Origin of the sequence: Paenibacillus sp. FSL R5-0473, assembly GCF_038004565.1 — a bacterium.
Taxonomy (GTDB): domain Bacteria; phylum Bacillota; class Bacilli; order Paenibacillales; family Paenibacillaceae; genus Paenibacillus; species Paenibacillus amylolyticus.
In genome coordinates this window covers 4952763-4971264 of record NZ_JBBORL010000001.1, presented here as the reverse complement: position 1 = coordinate 4971264, position 18502 = coordinate 4952763, and the positions used below count along the sequence as shown (strand labels likewise).

Sequence of the window (18502 nt, the reverse complement as noted above, 5' to 3'; positions counted from 1 at the left end):
GGAGGATGATGGAGTAGTGGCCCCAAGAAGAGTGAAAACGCCGACGGTATTACAGATGGAAGCTGTAGAATGCGGAGCTGCCTCACTGTCGATCGTACTTTCCTATTACAAAAGTTTCATTCCGCTGGAGGAGCTTCGGATATCCTGTGGCGTGTCCCGTGATGGCAGTAAAGCGAACAATATTCTCAAGGCAGCAAGGCAATATGGAATGGAAGCCAAAGGGTACCGTAAAAATCCCGAGGATCTGAGAAACATGCCATGGCCGGTCATCATCCACTGGAACTTCAATCACTTTCTAGTATTGGAGGGCATTCAGAAGGATCGGGTGTTCCTCAATGATCCGGTTACGGGCCCGCGGGAGATTACCTTTGAGGAATTGGATCAGTCGTTCACAGGCGTTGTACTGACGATGAAGCCTGCGGAGGGTTATGTCCCACAAGGCAAAACGTCAAGTCTGCTTAGCTCTCTCTCCAGTCGAATCAAAGGTTCGGAGAAGGCACTGGTCTATGCGATTATAGCAGGATTGTTTCTGGTTCTGCCCGGTCTGGTCATTCCGGTGTTCAGCAAAATTTTTATTGATCAGGTCTTACTTGGACATCTGAACAATTGGTTATTCCCGCTTCTGGTTGGTATGGGAATAACGGCGCTGCTGCGTGCATTGCTGATTTGGCTGCAGCGCTACTACTTGCTCAGACTGGAGATGAAATTGGCTTTAAGCTCATCTAGTCGTTTTTTCTGGCATGTACTCCGGTTGCCGATTGAATTTTTTTCCCAACGGCATAGCGGAGACATCGCATCAAGGGTGGCCATCAATGATCGGGTCGCGCAGCTGTTGTCTGGACAGCTGGCAGTCGCTGCACTGAATTGTGTCATGATCCTGTTTTATCTGCTCCTGATGTTGCAGTACAGTGTATTGCTAGCTGTAGTTACGGTAGGGGTATCCCTGCTTAATGTTATATTCATGCAATTCATCACGCGTAAGCGCAACGATCAGAATCTGCGCCTGTTGCAGGAAAGCGGCAAGATGCAGGGTGTCTCCATGAATGGACTTCAGGTTATTGAGACGTTGAAGTCCAATAGCTCTGAGTCTGATTTTTTCGTCAAATGGTCAGGTTATCAGGCAAAACTGTTGCAATCCAATCAGCAATTTGGCGTATCCAATCAGTTTCTGATGTCTGTTCCCACACTGTTGACCAGTCTGGGGGCTGTTGCCGTGTTATTTTTTGGCGGTTTTCAAGTCATGGACGGGGCGTTGACCATCGGTTCGTTGGTTGCTTTTCAAAGTCTTGCGGCAAGCTTCAGTCAGCCTGTGAATGAGATGGTCATGCTGGCAGGAACGATTCAGGAAGCAGGAGGAAGCATGAAACGTTTGGATGACGTGTTGCAATATCCGGTGGATCGTCAGATTCAATCGGATCTGGATGAAACAGACGAACAGAAGGACAGTGCCAAGTTATCCGGTCAGGTACAGATCAGTAATCTGACATACGGATACAGCAAGCTGGAGGCACCGTTAATTGACCAGTTTAATCTGTCTATTCAGCCAGGTATGAAGGTGGCTCTGGTGGGCGGTTCGGGCAGCGGAAAATCCACGATTGCAAAACTGATTGCCGGAATATATGAACCGTGGGAAGGTGAGATTCGATTTGATGATCTGCGTCGGGATGAGATCTCCAGGCATCGGATGGGCAATTCCCTGGCCGTTGTGGATCAGGAGATTGTGCTGCTTGAAGGCACGATCAAGGAAAATATTACATTCTGGGATGCAACGATTCCAGAGACGGATGTCGTTCGTGCAGCCAAAGACGCCGTCATTCATGACCATATCGCAGAACGTAGCGGTGGGTATGACCACATGATTTCGGAGAATGGCGGTAACTTCAGCGGAGGACAGAGACAGCGGCTGGAAATAGCCAGAGCCCTTTCAGGCAACCCGTCGATTCTGATCCTGGATGAGGCGACGAGCGCACTTGATCCGGCAACAGAGAAATTGGTCGATGACAGTCTTCGGCGCAGAGGTCTGACCTGTATTACGGTGGCTCATCGTTTGAGCACCATCCGGGATGCAGATGAGATCATTGTACTGGAACGCGGGAAGATAATTGAACGGGGAACGCATACGTTTTTGATGGAGCAAAACGGATATTACACCCGTCTTATTCAGAGTCAGTAACAGGGGTGCAGAAGGGGGTGAAAGCGTGGCAGAGCCGATCAGGCCGAAAATGGAGTCATTTTTTACAAAGGTTGGAACGGTTCATGATGTGGAAGGAAATAACCCTATTCTGATTACGGATGAGAACAGTGTATGGTACGTGGCTTCCGGTTACGTGGATGTATTCGCTGTAGTCATGGAAGGAGAGAACGCCGGAACAAGACATAAACGCCGTTATATGTTCAGTCTGGATGAGGGAGCGCTCTTGTTCGGCTTTGACAATGGTCAGATGGTGGAGCGAATGGGCTTGTTGTTAACAGCGTCTGTCGGTACCAAAGTATTCCGGATAGATAAGGAGTTGCTCCTGAACCGAAGAGTAAACGACCAGTGGGATAACGAGTGGCTGGCATCCAGGGTAGATCAGTGGGTTGGTAGCTGGTCGGCAGCCCTGAATGTACGGAATTCACCACTTGAATTTACACTGTTGGAACCTGGGGAAGATCAGAATCTGATACCTGATCAGACCTGGAGGCCGATGCGTACGGTATGGATTAAAGTACAGGATGGCATGGTACTCTGGGGGAAAGAACATCCCGTTACTACAGAAGATGCTTGGTACATACCCGTAACGTCCTCGGGCTGGCTGGAAACGCAACAAGCGGCTGTGGTCGATGTAAAAGTAACGCAGTCCTGGTTACCCACAGATCCGTCACTTCACGGGTTATATGCCTTCCATCGATTAGTCGCCAATAGGCTTGCGGTCGTGGTTGCCAAGGAACGCTTGCAGGAACAGGAACGCTTGCAACAGCGTACGGAGCATGATGATTCCTTAATGGACCATGCGCTCAAAAAACTGATTGCCGTTACCGGGCCGGATGAGCAGCAAGTTGTCTCCTTTTATTCTACTGATCCGCTTTACCCGGTAGGCAAGATCGTTGGGGACTATGCTGGTATCGTGATGAAGCCTGTTACACGAAAATTAAAAAGTCAATCGAAGCGTTCGCCTGTCCAGGAGATGGCGGAAGCTTCCGGTGTGCGTTCCCGCCAGGTCGCACTTAAAGGGGAATGGTGGGAAGCCGACAATGGACCGCTTGTTGGATACCTGGAGACATCAGGCGAGCCAATTGCATTGATCCCGGCAGGGGCCAATTCTTATCGCTGGGAGAATCCATTGCACGGGGAAAATGGGTTCGTTAATGATGAAATGGCGGCTACCATACAACCGATGGCGTACATGTTTTACCGGCCTTTTCCTGCGCGTGAGCTTGGCATCAAAGACCTGCTTCAGTATGGTGCGCACCACTCGGTTCGTCGGGATCTCGTGATGGTGATTCTGATGGGGGCACTGGCTGGATTACTGGGCATTATGGTCCCGCTCGCCAGCGGTATTCTGGTGGATACCATTATACCGGAGTCTTATCGAGGGCCGTTGGTACAGATGGCCTTTATCCTCATCGCGGTCGTATTATCGATTGCCTTGTTCCGACTCGCAGGTTCACTTGCCGCGCTGCGTATGGAAGGACGCGTGGAGAATGCGGTTCAGGCTGCCATCTGGGATCGATTGCTGAATCTGCCGGTCTCGTTCTTCAGAAACTATTCAGCCGGGGATTTGGCTTCCAGAGCGGGAAGCATCAATGCGATTCGGCAGCTGTTATCCGGTGCAGTAATCAGTTCGCTGCTAACAGGTGTGTTCTCCATTTTTCAATTTGCATTATTGTTCCGGTATAGTCCTGTTCTTGCCTTGGTGGCGGGTGGTCTTGTCCTCATCTCCATGTCATTTACCTTTGCGATTGGCCTGCTACAGGTACGTTACCAGCGCCGATTGTTGGAGCTTCAGGGACAGATTGCCGGAACAGTACTTCAGCTATTGAACGGAATGAGCAAATTTCGGATGGCAGCAGCCGAGAACCGGGCTTTCTTCTTGTGGGCCAGGGCATTTGCGGAGCAGAAAAAGTGGTCCTATAAAGTTCGGATGCTGGATAGCTTCTCCAGTGTATTTCAAGCCTTTTTCCCATTGCTGACATCAATGGTGTTGTTCTACCTGGTGGTATCTACCCGTTCAGAAATGTCGGCAGGACAGTTTATCGCCTTTTTCGCTGCATTTACCAGCTTCCTTATGGCCATGCTCGGTATGGCTACAGCACTGTTATCCGTGGTGAATATTGTTCCATTATATGAACGGGCCAAACCCATTCTCAAAACGTTACCTGAAATCCATGATCAGTTGGAAGATCCGGGTGAGGTGAGTGGAGCGATCGAGATTCGCCATATCCAGTTCCGGTATGAAGAGGATCAGGCACTTGTGTTGAACGACCTGTCGATGGATATCAAATCAGGACAATATGTAGCCTTTGTCGGGGCATCAGGCTGTGGAAAGTCTACGTTAATGCGACTGTTACTTGGTTTCGAACAACCTCAGAGCGGTTCTATTTATTTCGATGGTCAGGATCTGCGTTCGCTTGATATCAGCTTGCTTCGGAGTCAGTTCGGGGTGGTGTTACAAAATAGCAAACTGATGTCCGGTGATATCTTCACAAATATCACAGGAACGTCGGATCTGACGATTCAGGATGCTTGGGAGGCCGCAGCCATGGCTGGATTCGATGATGACATCCGCAGCATGCCGATGGGCATGCATACCGTAATTTCCGAAGGTGGAGGTACACTGTCTGGTGGACAACGGCAGCGTTTAATGATTGCCAGAGCCATTGCCAAACGGCCGAAGATTCTCTTTTTTGACGAGGCAACAAGTGCATTGGACAACCGGACACAGCGTATTGTCAGCCAAAGCCTCAGCAAGCTTCAGGTGACAAGGATTGTGATTGCACACCGGCTCAGTACGATTACGCAGGCGGATCATATCTATGTATTTGATAAAGGCAGAATCATTCAGTCTGGCACCTATCAGGAGCTGATGGAACAGAACGGGCTCTTCGCGGAACTGGCCAGCCGTCAGCTGGCGTAGATTTGAACTAAACTTGAAGTAACCTTGAGCGTTGCTTGAAACTGGGCTGTTATGCTGAATAAGGTAAGAAACCAAATCGATCTATTGGAGGAATCATTACATGAGTTGGACAGAAGAGCAGATTCAAGAAACGGTTAACGCAGTTATGGCTAAGGCAAGTTCGGATGCAGCATTCCGCGCATTGGCTGTAAGCGACATCTACGCAGCAATTCAGCAAGAAACGGGTCAAGAAGTACCACGTGAGTTCAAAATCAATGTAGTGGATGGAACAGGTTACCACGCAACGATTGTATTGCCAGAAGCACGCGGCGAGGCGGATGAGTTGACAGAAACCGAGCTGGAATCTGTGGCTGGTGGTAGCAAAGACGGAGCAACTGATTTCTTCAATGGCGTGGGTAGTATTGCCGAGGATGCAGCAAGAGCAGCCATCCGTGTTGGAGAGAATTACGGTAACGCACAAGCCAAGTAGTCTTCCTTATATACTTCATACTTATATTAAAAAGCATGGAATGAATTGGAGTGTGATCCCCTACCCAGGTAGGATCGCACTCCAAATTGCTTAACACGAGCCGAAAAGTCCGCTGTCTGAACAGGAATTCAGTGCAGCAGTCACCATGGCTACAATGACGAACAAGAGGTGCCTGCGTGTCAAGGAAGACAGCTTTCTCATTGAAATGGATCAAATCATTCTGGATGATTGTGCTCTGTATGGTATCTGGAATTGCGGCAGGATTATACGTTCCTGAGTTGGCTCATGCCGTATCACGTTTTGGCGATCTGTATCTGTCCTTTTTGAAGATGTGTGTCATTCCCATTATGATGACCGCCATCATCTCTAGCATCGGCAGTCTGTTTATCCAGAGCGGAGCGATGAAGATGATCGTTCGCATGTGCATGGTATATACCATAGCGTTGATATTCTGTGGTCTGTTGGGTCTCGGTCTTGGTGGAATAGGTCGTCCGGGTGCAGGGCTGCCAGAAGAATCCAAACATGTACTTGGGGCGATTGTATACGATCTGAGCTCCGATAACAGTACCCTGTCCATCGAAGAGAAGCCGCAGGGGGTATTTTCGTTTTTGCTTAACATGATTCCATCCAATATATTCACAGCGCTGACGGAAAACAATACGCTGCAAATCTTGTTTTTTTCCGTGATCGTTGGGGTGGCAGTCGGCATGATGCGGACACCGCAGGGAGATGATGTGCTGAAGATTGCTGATGTATTGTTTGGAGCGTTTCAAAAGGTGATCTCCTGGTCCATGTACGCATTGCCTTTTGCACTCTTCTGTATGATGGCAGGGCAGTTCGCGACACTAAATTTGGATATTCTACCTGCCATGATGAAGTTGATCATGATGTTTTACATTTCCAGCGTGATTCTGATTGTGCTATCTATTGTGATCATGGCTGTAACATTGCGGAAGCCTGTCCGGGTCGTCCTGTCTGCATTGAAGGATGCGTTAATTCTGGCATTCGGTACACGGAATAGTATCGCCACCGTTCCAACCTGTATGGAGGCACTGAGTATGAAGCTTCAGCAAGATCCGCGTATTGTTCAATTGGTCGTACCCCTGGGCATGATCATGTGCCGTTACAGTATGGTGCTTGTGTATACGCTTGGCATCACCTTTACCGTTCAATTGTATGATTTTGACTTTACGTTGTCGCAGTGGATCGTGGTGCTTGCAGGGGCTGTGGTGATATCGATTGCTGGTGCAGGCTCCCCGGGTGTTGTCTCTATTGGCATGATAGCGGTTATTGCGGAGATGCTGGGTCTGCCTTCCGAGGTCACCATCATTCTGCTTTTGGCTATGAATCCAATTATTGATCCTATCATTACGGCTGCGAATGTATCCATACAATGTCTAACCACTTCACTATTGTCAGCCAGAAAGGATAACTATGATCACTATCAAACGGCTAACACTCCAGGACAGGTTGAAGTATAAATCGTTCATGTTTCAGTGGTTATACAAACAAGTGGAACAGAGCTTGAATGATCCAATGGAATCTGAACGGTTCATGTTAATCGGAGCAGAATCGCAAGGTGTCCCCGTGGGCCTGCTTGTGCTTGAGCAGCGGGGTGGATACGGGCATGCAGTCTTACAGTGTATCTTCGTATCGAAGCCATGGCGCAGGCAAAAAATCGCTACATCGTTGCTCCAGGAAGCACGAATTTTAGGTATGGAGAAAGAAATGGCTACGCTCTCTCTGAGCTATTACTCTGACAAGTCTTCGTCGGATACGATCGAAGCTTTATTGCATAAGGAAGGCTGGATACAGCCGCAATGTGAATCAGTCGTTTTCCATATCCATCTTGGAAGCGGAATTGCTGAGGCGACCTGGTTAAGGGAACGAACTATCCCCAATGGGCTGGAGTTATTTCTATGGGCAGATCAGGAAGAGGGACAACTTAGACAATCCATTGAAACAGGAGAGCTTGATTTCCCTTCATTTTTGTCTCCGTTCAAAACCTTTGCTCCCCTGGAACCAAGCAACAGCTTCGGTATTCAATCTACACAGGGAGTTCAGGGGTGGTCGATGACGTATCGACTGGACGAGGACACGATCCTGTATGATGCACTGTATATTGCGCCGGAATATCAAAAGTTCGGTCTGGCTTTTCAGATGCTGGGCAGATCCATCCGGGTTCAAACGGAGGCAGGCATCCCCCACGCGATGTTCACAGTTAACCAAAGTACACCAATCATGATGAAGCTTTCCCGGCAGTGGCTTGCACCGTATTCCTGGAAGACGAGTGAGAAGCGAAGCAGTCATATCCGATTGGGATAAGGAGAGGAGGACGAATATGAGCGACAGAGAGAATACCAACACGAAGGATCGTATCGTGATTACAGGCATGGGCGTATTATGCGCACTTGGCGATCACCCGCAGATGGTATATGAGCGTATGCTTGCTGCTGAGACCGGAATTCGGGAAGTAACCCGCTTCGACACGGATAAGTTACAGAGTTCACTTGCAGGTCAGTTGGAGGATTCCATCCGTGAAGGAGCACTTGCAGGCACAGCGGAGCTATCCATGGACTTATGTGCACGGTATGCCATCGCTGCTGCGAGGAAAGCGTTAATCGATAGTGGCCTTTCAATAGCACATGGGGATAACATGAAGCATCACGACAGGGCAAAAGGAACAGGTGGAAAGCCATCCGTTCTTCCTGCGCGGATCGGACTTACGCTGGGTACGTGTAACGGTGGAGTTCTATCTTTGGAAGAACAGTGGAACCTGTCTGAGTTGGACGTTGATCATACGTCCCGGTACCCATTTTATCAGCAGGGCGATGATGCAGCGCGAGTTCTGGGTGTGGCAGGTCCGGTCGCAACGTTAAATACGGCATGTGCTGCGAGTGGTAATGCCATAGGCTATGCAAGTGATCTCATTCGCTGGGGGTATGCCGATGTGATGCTCGCTGGTGGATCTGATCCATTGTCGCATAGTGTATATGCCGGATTTAATGTACTCCGTGCACTTAATTCCCGTCCCTCTTCACCCTTCAGCACCCAATACGGATTGAATCTGGGAGAAGGTGCTGCTTTTGTGGTTCTGGAGAGACTGGACGCCGCACTTGAACGTGGTGCTACGATCTATGCTGAATTATGTGCCTATGGATTAAGCAACGATGCCCATCATATGACGGCTTCTCAGCCGGAAGGTGCAGGCATACAACGAGCAGTGGAGATGGCGATCAACCTTGCCGGAGTATCCAAAACGGATATGGGATATATCAACGCACATGGGACTGGAACTCAGGCGAATGATCGCGCTGAAATTAGCGGTCTGCAGGGGAGTTTCGGGCCCGATATGACGATTCCTATCAGCTCAAGCAAAGCCTATTTTGGTCATACATTAGGTACTTCGGCTGCATTGGAGCTGGTTACCTCGCTCTACGCTATCAGGCAAGGATACGTTCCCGCTACGCTTCATTTTGAAGAAGCTCGCGAAGGCTGCGAGGATGTTGATATCATTCAACATTCGATGCGTCCGATGCGTCCGGCATATATGATCTGCAACAATTCTGGCTTCGGAGGACACAATGTTTCGCTTGTGCTGCGTACAAATGGAATTGAAGAAGAGCGGTATTCAAGCGTGCAGAATCCTGAACGTGAGAATTCACTTGCAGGGCATCCGGGCGAGGCAGTCCCCCGACGACGTGTTGTCATTACTGGAGTGGGTGCCGTCAGCAAAGGGGATATCCGTAAGGGGAATGTACTCGGGGCTTTCGGTAAGGATACCAAACAGGTAACGGAAACGTCCTTCTTCTCCTTAAAAGATTACGATAAGAGCAAATATGAGCGCAGAATGAACCAGCTCACACAGAATACGATTGGTGCAGTCCTTGCAGCGCTGGAGGATGCAGCGCTGGGCGAGTCTCAGCGGGAACATACGGGCTTTATCTACGGTACAGCACGAGGAAGCACGAGCAGTATTTCGAACTTTCTGGAATCTGTATTTGTCAAAGGCCCGGAGTATGCAAGTACGATCTATTTCCCGCATACGGTCATTAATTCCATTGCTGGTCAGACGGCTGAGAAATTGCAATTTAAGGGATTCAATAGCTCCTTCAGCACAGGAGGCACTGAGGGATTGACTGCCGCATTGTATGCAACGGGCAAGATCCGAGAGGGAGCCCTGACGTCTTGTCTGATTGGTGCTGGAGATGAACGATCCCAGCTTGCGGAGGATATCGACCGGGCCAAGGGATTGCAGGACAGCCGTTACGAGATGACGGAAGGCAGTGTCTGTATGGTCCTCAGTGACCTGGAAGAAGCTGATCAGACGCGATCCGGGATCTATGCGGAATTGAGTGGACTCGGTGTTGCTTCTGGCGCAGCACATGACGCTTCGAGACAGAGCGAGGCGTTGATCCGGGCAGTTACCGATGCACTCCATGAAGCTGAAACCAGCATGGGGCAAATGGATCTGATTTTGCTCAATTCAGTGGGACGTCCCGGTGAATTGGAGTTAGAGCAGAGCGCCATATCTTCGATCGGGGAAGCTGTGGCCGTACCATCTGTGCCGATCATTAACCTTAATGCATGGGCTGGCTATGGAGAATCGTACAGTTCGATGTTACATCTCGCGGCGGCTGCAGAGCTTGTAAGCCCGGGAGTCATGCACGAACTTGCCAAAGGTACCTACGCCCATCTGGGCCTGCCTGAGCGAACATCTGCATATCAGCATATTTTGACCATCAGCTCTACAGTGAATGGCAGTTATTCTGTGGCAATCGTCAGTAGCGTCGCTGAGTGAACCGTGTTAATTGAAAAAAATTATAGGAGGCTTACACATATGACAGTGAATTACGAGGTAGAGATGGATGAGATCAAACAGACAATCAAACAAACGTTGTTAATTGATCGGCTCAAACTGGAGGACATCACCGCAGAGGAAATTACGGATGACATGATTTTGTTCGGTGAAGAACTGGGACTGGACTCTGTGGAGGCGTTTGAGGTTATGGTTGGTATGGAAGAAGTATACGGCGTGATGGTCGAGGACCTTCCCGCGACAGAGTTGCAGATTCATCTGAAAAATGTGCAATCTATTGCCGAACTGATTATGGCCAGAAAGACCAAAGGAATGCGAGGCCAATGACCTTTCGTGATCACGTCGTTGTGGTTACAGGGGTAACACGGGGCATAGGGCGGGCCATAGCGCTAAGATTCATTGCAGAGGGAGCCATTGTGGCAGGCATTTATGTCAGGGATGACGCTGCAGCGGACCGGCTAACAGAAGAGGTGAGTGCAGCAGGCGGACGGATGCAGTTGTTCAAGGGCTCTGTTGCGGACCATGCTTTTGTAGCGGATGTGATGAAAGAGGTATTTGATACATTTGGTCGTGTGGATGTCCTGATCAATAATGCCGGAAGATCGAGCGACCAGATGGCACTGCGGATGGAAGAGCACCAGTGGAATGAGGTGCTGGACACCAATTATGTTGGTGCCTGTTATTGCTCACAGGAAGCGGTCAGCTACATGGTTCTTCAGGACAGTGGAAGCATTATCAACCTGGTGTCGGTGAGCGGTATATACGGCCGGGAAGGGCAGTGTAATTATGCAGCTTCCAAAGGGGCTTTGATGGGGCTGACGAAGTTATATGCCCGCCTGTATGCATCACACAACATTCAGGTCAGTGCCGTCGCACCAGGTATGATTGATACCGAGATGACGGGGGAGGTGTCGCAAGAGAAGCTGAATGATTTTCTGCGCCACACCCTCACCGGAAGGCAAGGGTCTGCGGAAGAGGTAGCTGAGGCGGTAATATACCTCGCAGGACCTGCGGCACGTTATCATACCGGACAGACATTAAAACTGGATGGCGGCTTTTTGCGTTAAGGGCAAACTTGAATTGGAATCAGAGGGAGGGAAGCTAATGAAAACGGCGTATGTGCATCATGCAGAAAGTACAGCTATGCAGATGATGGTTGTATATTTGTTACATCGTGGCTTGCAGATTACAGCAAGCTTCGCCACATCAGAACAAGCAGAGCAGTTTCATTCCGATCTGTCTGTGCACGACCAGAAGAACTGCCGGACTATCGTTGCGCTGGACCTGGCAATGAAGGGAATTGAATCCGTACTGTCAGCATCTGCCGAGCATATGCAGGGGCTCGACTTCTATATTCATGGCAGTAGCTGGGTGGATGAACTGTCTAAGCTCCAAAGTGATCCGGCGGCTTTTGCTCTAACCAGCCATCGTCAGTTAAGTGAACTCTTTCTATATACCCGTGCAGCAGGTCATTTTATGGCGCGTAAACAGAGTGGACAGATGATCGTACCCATACTGGCAGATATGATGCACTATAGTGGATTTCCTTCTTCTCCGGTGTATAACCAGGGTGCCCAGGCATATGTCAAAAGCTTTGCCAAAGAGATGACGCCTTTTCGAGTCTCGGTCAATACGTTAACGTTTGGTTACTACCGTATGGAGAACCATATAAATGCCGGACGAAGTCGCAGGAAGATCTATGATATGTTCACCTTAAAACCTTCTGTGCCTGAATTGGAAGAGCTTGTACAAGGTCTAGGCCTGTTACTTGATTATGGTCAGGGCATGAGTGGTCAAAATATAACGTGGGGTTACGGTATTCCGTCTGTTCTCTGATATGATCTGAGACAATACGGCTTCAGTAATCTTCGAAAGAGGCAGAAGATGGGATATCAACAGAATGGAAACGATGCGGAGCAGGAGAACCGCCAGTCCGATGAACTGCTGGAAGAAGAACTGGAAGAGGTTGTCGGTGGACTGGCAACTGTTTCAATTGCGCGTTGCAAAGTCTGCCACATTCGAATTGCAGTGTACGAGATGAGCGTATGTGCAGCTTGTTTTCGCAAAACGCAGCTTCCACTTGCAGGAGAAGGGGGCTAACCATGATCAGAAGTTACGGCCGGCTGTGCATCTTGCTGTTGTTCATGTTAACCATAGGACTTATCCTCTCATCCTGTACAAGCGTATCCCGAGACGCTGTATCAACCATAGTAAGTCCGCAGACTGAAACGGCTCAGTCTCGGGCAGCAGAAACGGACATCACAGCAGCTAAGGCAGCTAAGGAAAGTGAGCCAAGAGTTTATACTGCGGAAGAATTAGAAGGATATCCGCAAGATATTCGGGATATTTTGAGCAGGGGCAAGCTGAGGATTGGATTGAAGGTAGAGGACCGTTATCCGTTCTTTTACACCGATGAAGAAGGGTTACTGCGCGGGAGCGATGTTGAGCTTGCCAACGACATCGCTCTTAAACTTGGAGTTAAACCGGAGTATATCCGAACAGCGGATTCTTTCGATGAAGTGATTGATCAGGTGTCTTCCGGGGAGGTGGATGTCGGCATATCCAAATTGAGTATCACCCTGGAGCGGGCGAAGCGAGTACTGTTCTCCAATGCGTATCTGCATTTCAAACAAGCACTGCTGATTAACCGCCTTCAACTTGCGGAGCTCGGCAAAAAAAACAAATTTCCCGATGTGCTAACGCTGCTTCAGCAACGTGGAACACAGATCGGCATTGTTCAAGGCACGTCTTACGTAGGCTTCACACGTGAGCTGTTCCCAACGCAGAATCAGATTGCCTACAAGAATACTTCCGAATTGTTTGATCGTGTGAGGCAAGGCGAAGTGATCGCTGCAGTCTATGATGCTTTTGAAATTTCACGTTATTTGGATCAGAATCCTGCCTACTCCCTTGACCTTCAATATGTGCAGCTGGAGGATCAGGATGACGATATTGCCATCGCCCTTGATCCGCGCCGCATGCATCTCCACCAGTGGATCAATACGTATCTTCACATGCAGGAGAAGAAGATTCAGCGCCGGCTTGAAAACTATGGCATCTGAACAATAGGGTTGTGCTATGATACAGGCATGAACCCGGTGGTTCGGTTTTTTATTCAGTTAAAAGAGGGGACACAGTGGTGGGAATCTCATGAATAAACGTACTTCTTTCCTGTATTACATCATCCCTGTTATGTTATTTTTTCTGATTTTTACGGTACTGATCTTGATTGAATTACCTTCTAATCAGATGAATGCAGAAGTTCAGGATGGGCGTTTAACGATTACCAGTGAAGCTCTGTCCTCTGGAGAAGGAAGTCGGTTAGATGGCGAGTGGGCATTCTATTGGAAACAATTGCTGGAGCCCAAGGATTTTGCCAGTGAACGAACGGGTCCGGTAAGTTACGTTAATGTTCCAGAATCTTGGGGGAATTATGAAATCAGTGGGCATAAGCTGGATAATACGGGATTCGCCACGTATCGTCTGGTGGTGGATTTACCTGAGCAAGATATAGAGCTGGGATTACTAACCTCAGGGATAACTTCCGCACACCGATTGTGGATTAATGGCAAACTGGTATCCGAAAGTGGGATTGTCGGACGAACGTTAAAGGAATCTTCTTCATATAAGGTGCCTGCTCTAATCCGAATGGAGGCAGGGCAGACTCAAGCTGATATTATCATTCAAGTTTCGAACTATACACATCGAAAAGCGGGTCTGTTTGGCTCTCTAACGATCGGTGAATATAATCAATTGAATCAATCCATGAAATACAAAATGGTATCCGAGAGCATGATTATTGGCTGCATGTTGATTATGGGGCTCTACCATATCCTGTTGTATGCATTGTTGCGCAAAAATCGGGAGTCTCTGTATTTTGGTCTGATCTGCATTCTGCTGGCCATGAAGAACAGCTCTGATTCCCAGTACATTTTATCAGAGCTTATTCCGGGAATGAGTGGTGATACATTCCTTAAAATTGAGTATTTAGGCTTCTTGGGCAGCTCTCCACTTGCTCTACTTTTTTGTTACTCCATATTCCCCAACGAGATGTCCAAACGATTACGTATATTTTGGATTCCAGGGGTGCTGTTCACTGTATTTATCCTGTTCACACCTACTCAGGTATATACGAAGTTTGCGTTGTTCATGCAGGCATACGCGATTCTGATCGGGATTGTGATCATTCAAAATGTGGTCCGAGCTGCCATGAAAAAACTTGCTGGGGCACACTGGATGCTGGCAGGTACCATCGTATTCTTCATTACCGTAGTGAATGATATTTTAATGAATAACGGTATAATTCAAACAGGAATCTATTTCTCATATGGTCTTCTCTTTCTCATTCTTTGTCTGTCGATTATTGTATCCACCAAATTTTCCAATGCCATGAAAACCAATGAACGTTTATCTTCGCGCCTGCTTGAATTGGATCGGGTAAAAGATGAGTTTCTGGCCAATACATCCCACGAGCTTCGTACACCGCTCAACGGAATTATCGGGCTTACGCAGTCGTTGCTACACAGCATGGATGACCGGTTGGAAGATAACCAGCGAATGCATCTGAACATGATCGTCTCAAGTGGTCAACGTATGTCTTTTCTGATTAACGATATTCTGGATTATGCACTTCTTAAAAATAACGATGTACGTCTGAATCGAACCAAAATAAATCTGCACCAATTGGTTCAGGTGGTCCTCACCGTGGTTAAACCGCTCATAACTGGTAGGGATCTTCTATTACACAATCGAATTGATCCCCATTTTCCACCGATCGAAGCAGATGAGAATCGAATGCAGCAAATTTTGTTTAATCTGGTCGGCAATGCGATCAAGTACACACCATCGGGTCATATCGTGATTCGTGCACGGATTGTACAGGGCGATATAGAAATTCAGGTAGAGGATACAGGGATTGGCATACCGGAGGATAAATTTGCAATGATTTTCAATCCATTCGAAAAGCTGGAATCCATTGATAACACGGGTACCGGACTTGGACTGAAAATCACCAAGCAACTTGTCGAGCTGCATGGAGGAGAGATTAAAGTACAGTCGAAAGTGAATCAGGGCTCCCTTTTCTCGTTCACCATCAGGCAGCATAAGAAGAATGTTCCAACTGCGCTACCGAATAAGCAAAACAATGAATCCATTCAGAACGGCGTAAGCACCCTTCGTTCTGTTGCAGAAGTTAAGACAGCAAGTTCACATGCTCTTAATAGGGAAGTCAGTTCCGCGAAAGAATCGGAGATCCAACTTTATCGTGTATTAATTGTGGACGATGAGCCCGTTAACCTGCAGGTGGTGATTCAGCAGCTTGCACCACTGGCATGTGTGTTTGAAATTGCGAACAGTGGCACTGAAGTGCTAGCGCGTATGAATGAGTTGCAGAATTTCGATCTGGTGATCACGGATATGATGATGGTCGGCATGTCGGGATATGAACTATGCGGATTGATCAGGGAGCGCTACAGTCTGATTGAGTTACCTATTCTAATTATGACAGCAAGTAATCGAGATGATACAATTACAGCTTGTTTTGCCGCCGGAGCCAATGATTATATATCAAAACCTATTGGACGTAATGAACTCATAAGCCGTGTACGCACACTGTTGTTGTTAAAAAGGTCTGCTCAGGAGCTGAGTCTGAACGCACAACAGCTTGAAGAGTTGAATCAGCAGTTATCCGAGTTAAATACCAACCTGGAGCATCGTATTCAGGATCGTACAGTAGAGCTGGAGCAGAAAAATAAAGATATGGGCCGTCTGGAATTGTCACGCAGACGATTGCTGAGCGATATATCGCATGAACTGCGCACACCGATGACTGCGATTCAGGGTTATGTGGAGGCAATTGTATCCGGATTGGTGGATAATGAAGAGGATCAAAAAGTATATCTGCAAATGGTCTTAGTGAAGGCGCTGGGGCTAAACCGTCTCATTCACGATCTATTCGAGTTGTCCCGACTGGAGTCGGGCAAGTCTGAAATGATCTTTATCATGATGAGCTTGCAGGAGTTAATGGATACCATTCAGGACAAATTCAGGCTGGACATCGCACGTGCTGACATGAGCTACGAATTTCAGATGAACATTACGACTACTCAGCGAAGTGAATATCAAGTCGTGATTGATATGGATCGGATTACTCAGGTGTTGACCAATCTGGTGTTTAACGCGATTCAGCATACAGGTGCAGGTGGAATGATTCGTCTTCATTGTTCCATTGAGGAATGGGAAAATGACGGTGATTCTCCAGGACGACTTACCATCCGTGTGGAGGACAATGGAGCGGGTATTATGGAAGAGTCGCTTCCCTTTGTATTTGATCGCTTTTTCCGTGAGAAACATGATCGGCATGTGGTTCAGGGCAGTGGTATTGGACTTGCGATTGCGAAGGAAATTATTCAATATCATGATGGAAACATACACGTAGAAAGTGAAGTTGGAAAAGGGAGTTCTTTTTATTTCACGTTGCCTCTGTATGTTCTGGATTAGGGAAAGACAAGCATCTCGATGATTATGTCGGAAATGATTGAGTTCCATAGGAAAACGAGTACTCAGGGTTCACCCCGGTACTCGTTTTTTATTATGCTTGGAACACTTTGGGAGTCAGTTCTAAGTGTCAATTCGATGATGAAGAAGCGGCAGCAGCCGATGCTGCGGCAGTTGCGGCCATGGCGGCCTGCTGGGCGATGATAATATTTGTGATACTGGTTGAGATTGCTGTCGTAAGAACACCGTTCCGCAGATTCTCCACATGTTGAATGGCTACCAGAGCAGACGAGAACAGGAGCAACTCCTGTTTGTCGATTGACCAGGCACCGAAGCCTTTTTGAGTCCGTAACCAGTCATTTGTTTCAGCGACTTCATCCACTAATGAGTCTCTGTCCGAAGGCAGTAGAGAAAGTATCCCGAGAGAGGCTAACGTATAGGTTTTGTCCATTCGAAGATTCCTTTTGCGAAAAGCTTCATTTAAGGCAATCACACGAGCAACTGCATCCGGGGTATCCTTTCCAAGAACCAGTACCTGTGTTAACGCCTGCACACTGTTTCTGGAAGAGAACTCTGGTTTTAATTCCCCGTAGAGTTGTTCCATACGTGCCACACCAGTATCTACGTTGAGGTCGGAAAGAGCTAACATGGCAGCGAAAATGTAGTCATCCTGTCCAGTGAGGAAACGATGCTCTGCTTTCATGCCGTCATAAAATAATTTGGCCCGCTCCACCGTAGGTTGAAACTGGTCAGCTGATGTCTGAGTAGCGATCTGATAGGCGGCAATAACCAGATAATCGGAGTTGCGGAATTTGATCTCTTTCATCAAATCATAGACATGCAAGGTGTCTGCCAGCTTCGTCTCTTCATCCGTTGTAAGGGAGAGCATGGCAGCAATGCTAATGGCCGAATTACCTCTGAATGCAGAGAAAAGTTTTGTGTTTTGCTTAATCAACTCATGGCTTTGACGAATAGCTTCCCCATCCGCTGTTTTATTCTCCGCTGCATAGAGCAGGGCAGCCAGACGTTGCATCATCGCATGTTGCCATTTGAACGACTCCTTGATGATCTGGGTATTGGAAACAAATAATTCAACTCGTTCTGCATGATGCTGCTGCATAGGCACACCTCCATATTCACTGTTATTCAACAATACCCTTCCAGCTTCCTTCATTCTGTCGGTGTAAACAGATTAGATGATTAGGAATATCAAATGAACTAAAGCGATTATTCCCATAGGGTAGATCAATGATCTGGAGAACCCGTTTTTAAATTCATTTCGAGGATGTTTTTCGAAAAAGAAGTGTAATACGGTATGTATGATGAAAAAGATATCCAGCACCCAAAATGTAACGGTCTGATATGAGCTAAAAAGAAGAGAGAGGATGATGGTATACATTGGCAGGTGAATCCAAGTGAAATACCTATAGGCTTTATCATCTTCCATATCTTTTAACACCATAAACAATTTCCACTCGGACCGCCTGATGGCATCCATTTCGTGAAGCAGAAAGAGAGACAGGTTAAACAAAAATAAAACCAGTAAAAAGTCAGGCATGTAAAGTCTCCTTTTCCTATTCAATCTGTTCCTATCTTACTAAA

Annotated in this window: 14 protein-coding genes; 12 read left to right on the top strand and 2 right to left on the bottom strand. The window is 47.8% G+C overall.

Annotation, left to right across the window (positions count from 1 at the left end; all coding sequences use genetic code 11):
• Positions 1 to 16 precede the first annotated feature (16 nt).
• The 12 genes from MKY28_RS21770 (at position 17) to MKY28_RS21715 (ending at position 16903) form a co-directional block, all read left to right on the top strand.
• Complete coding sequence (locus MKY28_RS21770) at positions 17 to 2173, top strand: NHLP family bacteriocin export ABC transporter peptidase/permease/ATPase subunit (RefSeq protein ID WP_340936989.1); 2157 nt, start codon at positions 17 to 19, stop codon at positions 2171 to 2173.
• Between the two features lie 25 nt (positions 2174 to 2198).
• Entirely contained in the window at positions 2199 to 5117 is a 2919-nt protein-coding gene (locus MKY28_RS21765) for an NHLP bacteriocin export ABC transporter permease/ATPase subunit (protein ID WP_340936988.1), read from the top strand.
• A gap of 100 nt (positions 5118 to 5217) precedes the next feature.
• Entirely contained in the window at positions 5218 to 5586 is a 369-nt protein-coding gene (locus MKY28_RS21760; protein WP_017690595.1) for a hypothetical protein, read from the top strand.
• Positions 5587 to 5762: 176 nt separating this feature from the next.
• Positions 5763 to 7067 (top strand): dicarboxylate/amino acid:cation symporter, encoded by a 1305-nt coding sequence (locus MKY28_RS21755; RefSeq protein WP_340936987.1) that lies wholly within the window; start codon positions 5763 to 5765, stop codon positions 7065 to 7067.
• Between the two features lie 7 nt (positions 7068 to 7074).
• On the top strand, positions 7075 to 7911 hold the full coding sequence (locus tag MKY28_RS21750) for a GNAT family N-acetyltransferase (protein ID WP_340936986.1): 837 nt from the start codon (positions 7075 to 7077) through the stop codon (positions 7909 to 7911).
• 16 nt (positions 7912 to 7927) lie between these two features.
• Positions 7928 to 10387: a beta-ketoacyl-[acyl-carrier-protein] synthase family protein gene (locus MKY28_RS21745; RefSeq protein ID WP_340936985.1), complete on the top strand. Its 2460-nt coding sequence runs from the start codon at positions 7928 to 7930 to the stop codon at positions 10385 to 10387.
• A 39-nt stretch (positions 10388 to 10426) separates the two neighbouring features.
• Positions 10427 to 10732, top strand: coding sequence for a phosphopantetheine-binding protein (locus MKY28_RS21740; RefSeq protein ID WP_340936984.1), 306 nt, complete (start codon positions 10427 to 10429; stop codon positions 10730 to 10732).
• Positions 10729 to 11472 (top strand): SDR family oxidoreductase, encoded by a 744-nt coding sequence (locus tag MKY28_RS21735; RefSeq protein WP_340936983.1) that lies wholly within the window; start codon positions 10729 to 10731, stop codon positions 11470 to 11472. The genes MKY28_RS21740 and MKY28_RS21735 overlap by 4 nt, the downstream gene beginning before the upstream one ends.
• 37 nt (positions 11473 to 11509) lie before the next feature.
• Positions 11510 to 12241, top strand: a complete 732-nt coding sequence (locus MKY28_RS21730; RefSeq protein WP_340389059.1) for an SDR family oxidoreductase — start codon at positions 11510 to 11512, stop codon at positions 12239 to 12241.
• Between the two features lie 48 nt (positions 12242 to 12289).
• Complete coding sequence (locus MKY28_RS21725; RefSeq protein ID WP_017690588.1) at positions 12290 to 12505, top strand: hypothetical protein; 216 nt, start codon at positions 12290 to 12292, stop codon at positions 12503 to 12505.
• Between the two features lie 2 nt (positions 12506 to 12507).
• Entirely contained in the window at positions 12508 to 13467 is a 960-nt protein-coding gene (locus MKY28_RS21720) for a substrate-binding periplasmic protein (protein ID WP_340936981.1), read from the top strand.
• 88 nt (positions 13468 to 13555) lie between these two features.
• Complete coding sequence (locus tag MKY28_RS21715) at positions 13556 to 16903, top strand: ATP-binding protein (RefSeq protein ID WP_340936980.1); 3348 nt, start codon at positions 13556 to 13558, stop codon at positions 16901 to 16903.
• A gap of 127 nt (positions 16904 to 17030) precedes the next feature.
• Here MKY28_RS21715 and MKY28_RS21710 read toward each other — a convergent pair whose 3' ends face one another.
• Together MKY28_RS21710 and MKY28_RS21705 are read right to left on the bottom strand one after the other, a co-directional pair.
• The gene (locus MKY28_RS21710; protein ID WP_340936979.1) at positions 17031 to 18020 is read right to left on the bottom strand and encodes a DUF4003 family protein; all 990 of its coding nucleotides are present in this window, start codon (positions 18018 to 18020) and stop codon (positions 17031 to 17033) included.
• A gap of 72 nt (positions 18021 to 18092) precedes the next feature.
• Entirely contained in the window at positions 18093 to 18458 is a 366-nt protein-coding gene (locus MKY28_RS21705) for a DUF6713 family protein (protein ID WP_340031913.1), read from the bottom strand.
• Positions 18459 to 18502 lie beyond the last annotated feature (44 nt).

What these genes read in the sequence shown, in the direction of transcription:
- MKY28_RS21760 (WP_017690595.1), top strand. Translation starts at nt 5,218, where the DNA reads ATGAGTTGGACAGAAGAGCAGATTCAAGAAACGGTTAACGCAGTTATG.
- MKY28_RS21750 (WP_340936986.1), top strand. Translation starts at nt 7,075, where the DNA reads ATGTTTCAGTGGTTATACAAACAAGTGGAACAGAGCTTGAATGATCCA.
- MKY28_RS21745 (WP_340936985.1), top strand. Translation starts at nt 7,928, where the DNA reads ATGAGCGACAGAGAGAATACCAACACGAAGGATCGTATCGTGATTACA.
- MKY28_RS21740 (WP_340936984.1), top strand. Translation starts at nt 10,427, where the DNA reads ATGACAGTGAATTACGAGGTAGAGATGGATGAGATCAAACAGACAATC.
- MKY28_RS21735 (WP_340936983.1), top strand. Translation starts at nt 10,729, where the DNA reads ATGACCTTTCGTGATCACGTCGTTGTGGTTACAGGGGTAACACGGGGC.
- MKY28_RS21730 (WP_340389059.1), top strand. Translation starts at nt 11,510, where the DNA reads ATGAAAACGGCGTATGTGCATCATGCAGAAAGTACAGCTATGCAGATG.
- MKY28_RS21725 (WP_017690588.1), top strand. Translation starts at nt 12,290, where the DNA reads ATGGGATATCAACAGAATGGAAACGATGCGGAGCAGGAGAACCGCCAG.
- MKY28_RS21720 (WP_340936981.1), top strand. Translation starts at nt 12,508, where the DNA reads ATGATCAGAAGTTACGGCCGGCTGTGCATCTTGCTGTTGTTCATGTTA.
- MKY28_RS21715 (WP_340936980.1), top strand. Translation starts at nt 13,556, where the DNA reads ATGAATAAACGTACTTCTTTCCTGTATTACATCATCCCTGTTATGTTA.
- MKY28_RS21710 (WP_340936979.1), bottom strand. Translation starts at nt 18,020, where the DNA reads ATGCAGCAGCATCATGCAGAACGAGTTGAATTATTTGTTTCCAATACC.
- MKY28_RS21705 (WP_340031913.1), bottom strand. Translation starts at nt 18,458, where the DNA reads ATGCCTGACTTTTTACTGGTTTTATTTTTGTTTAACCTGTCTCTCTTT.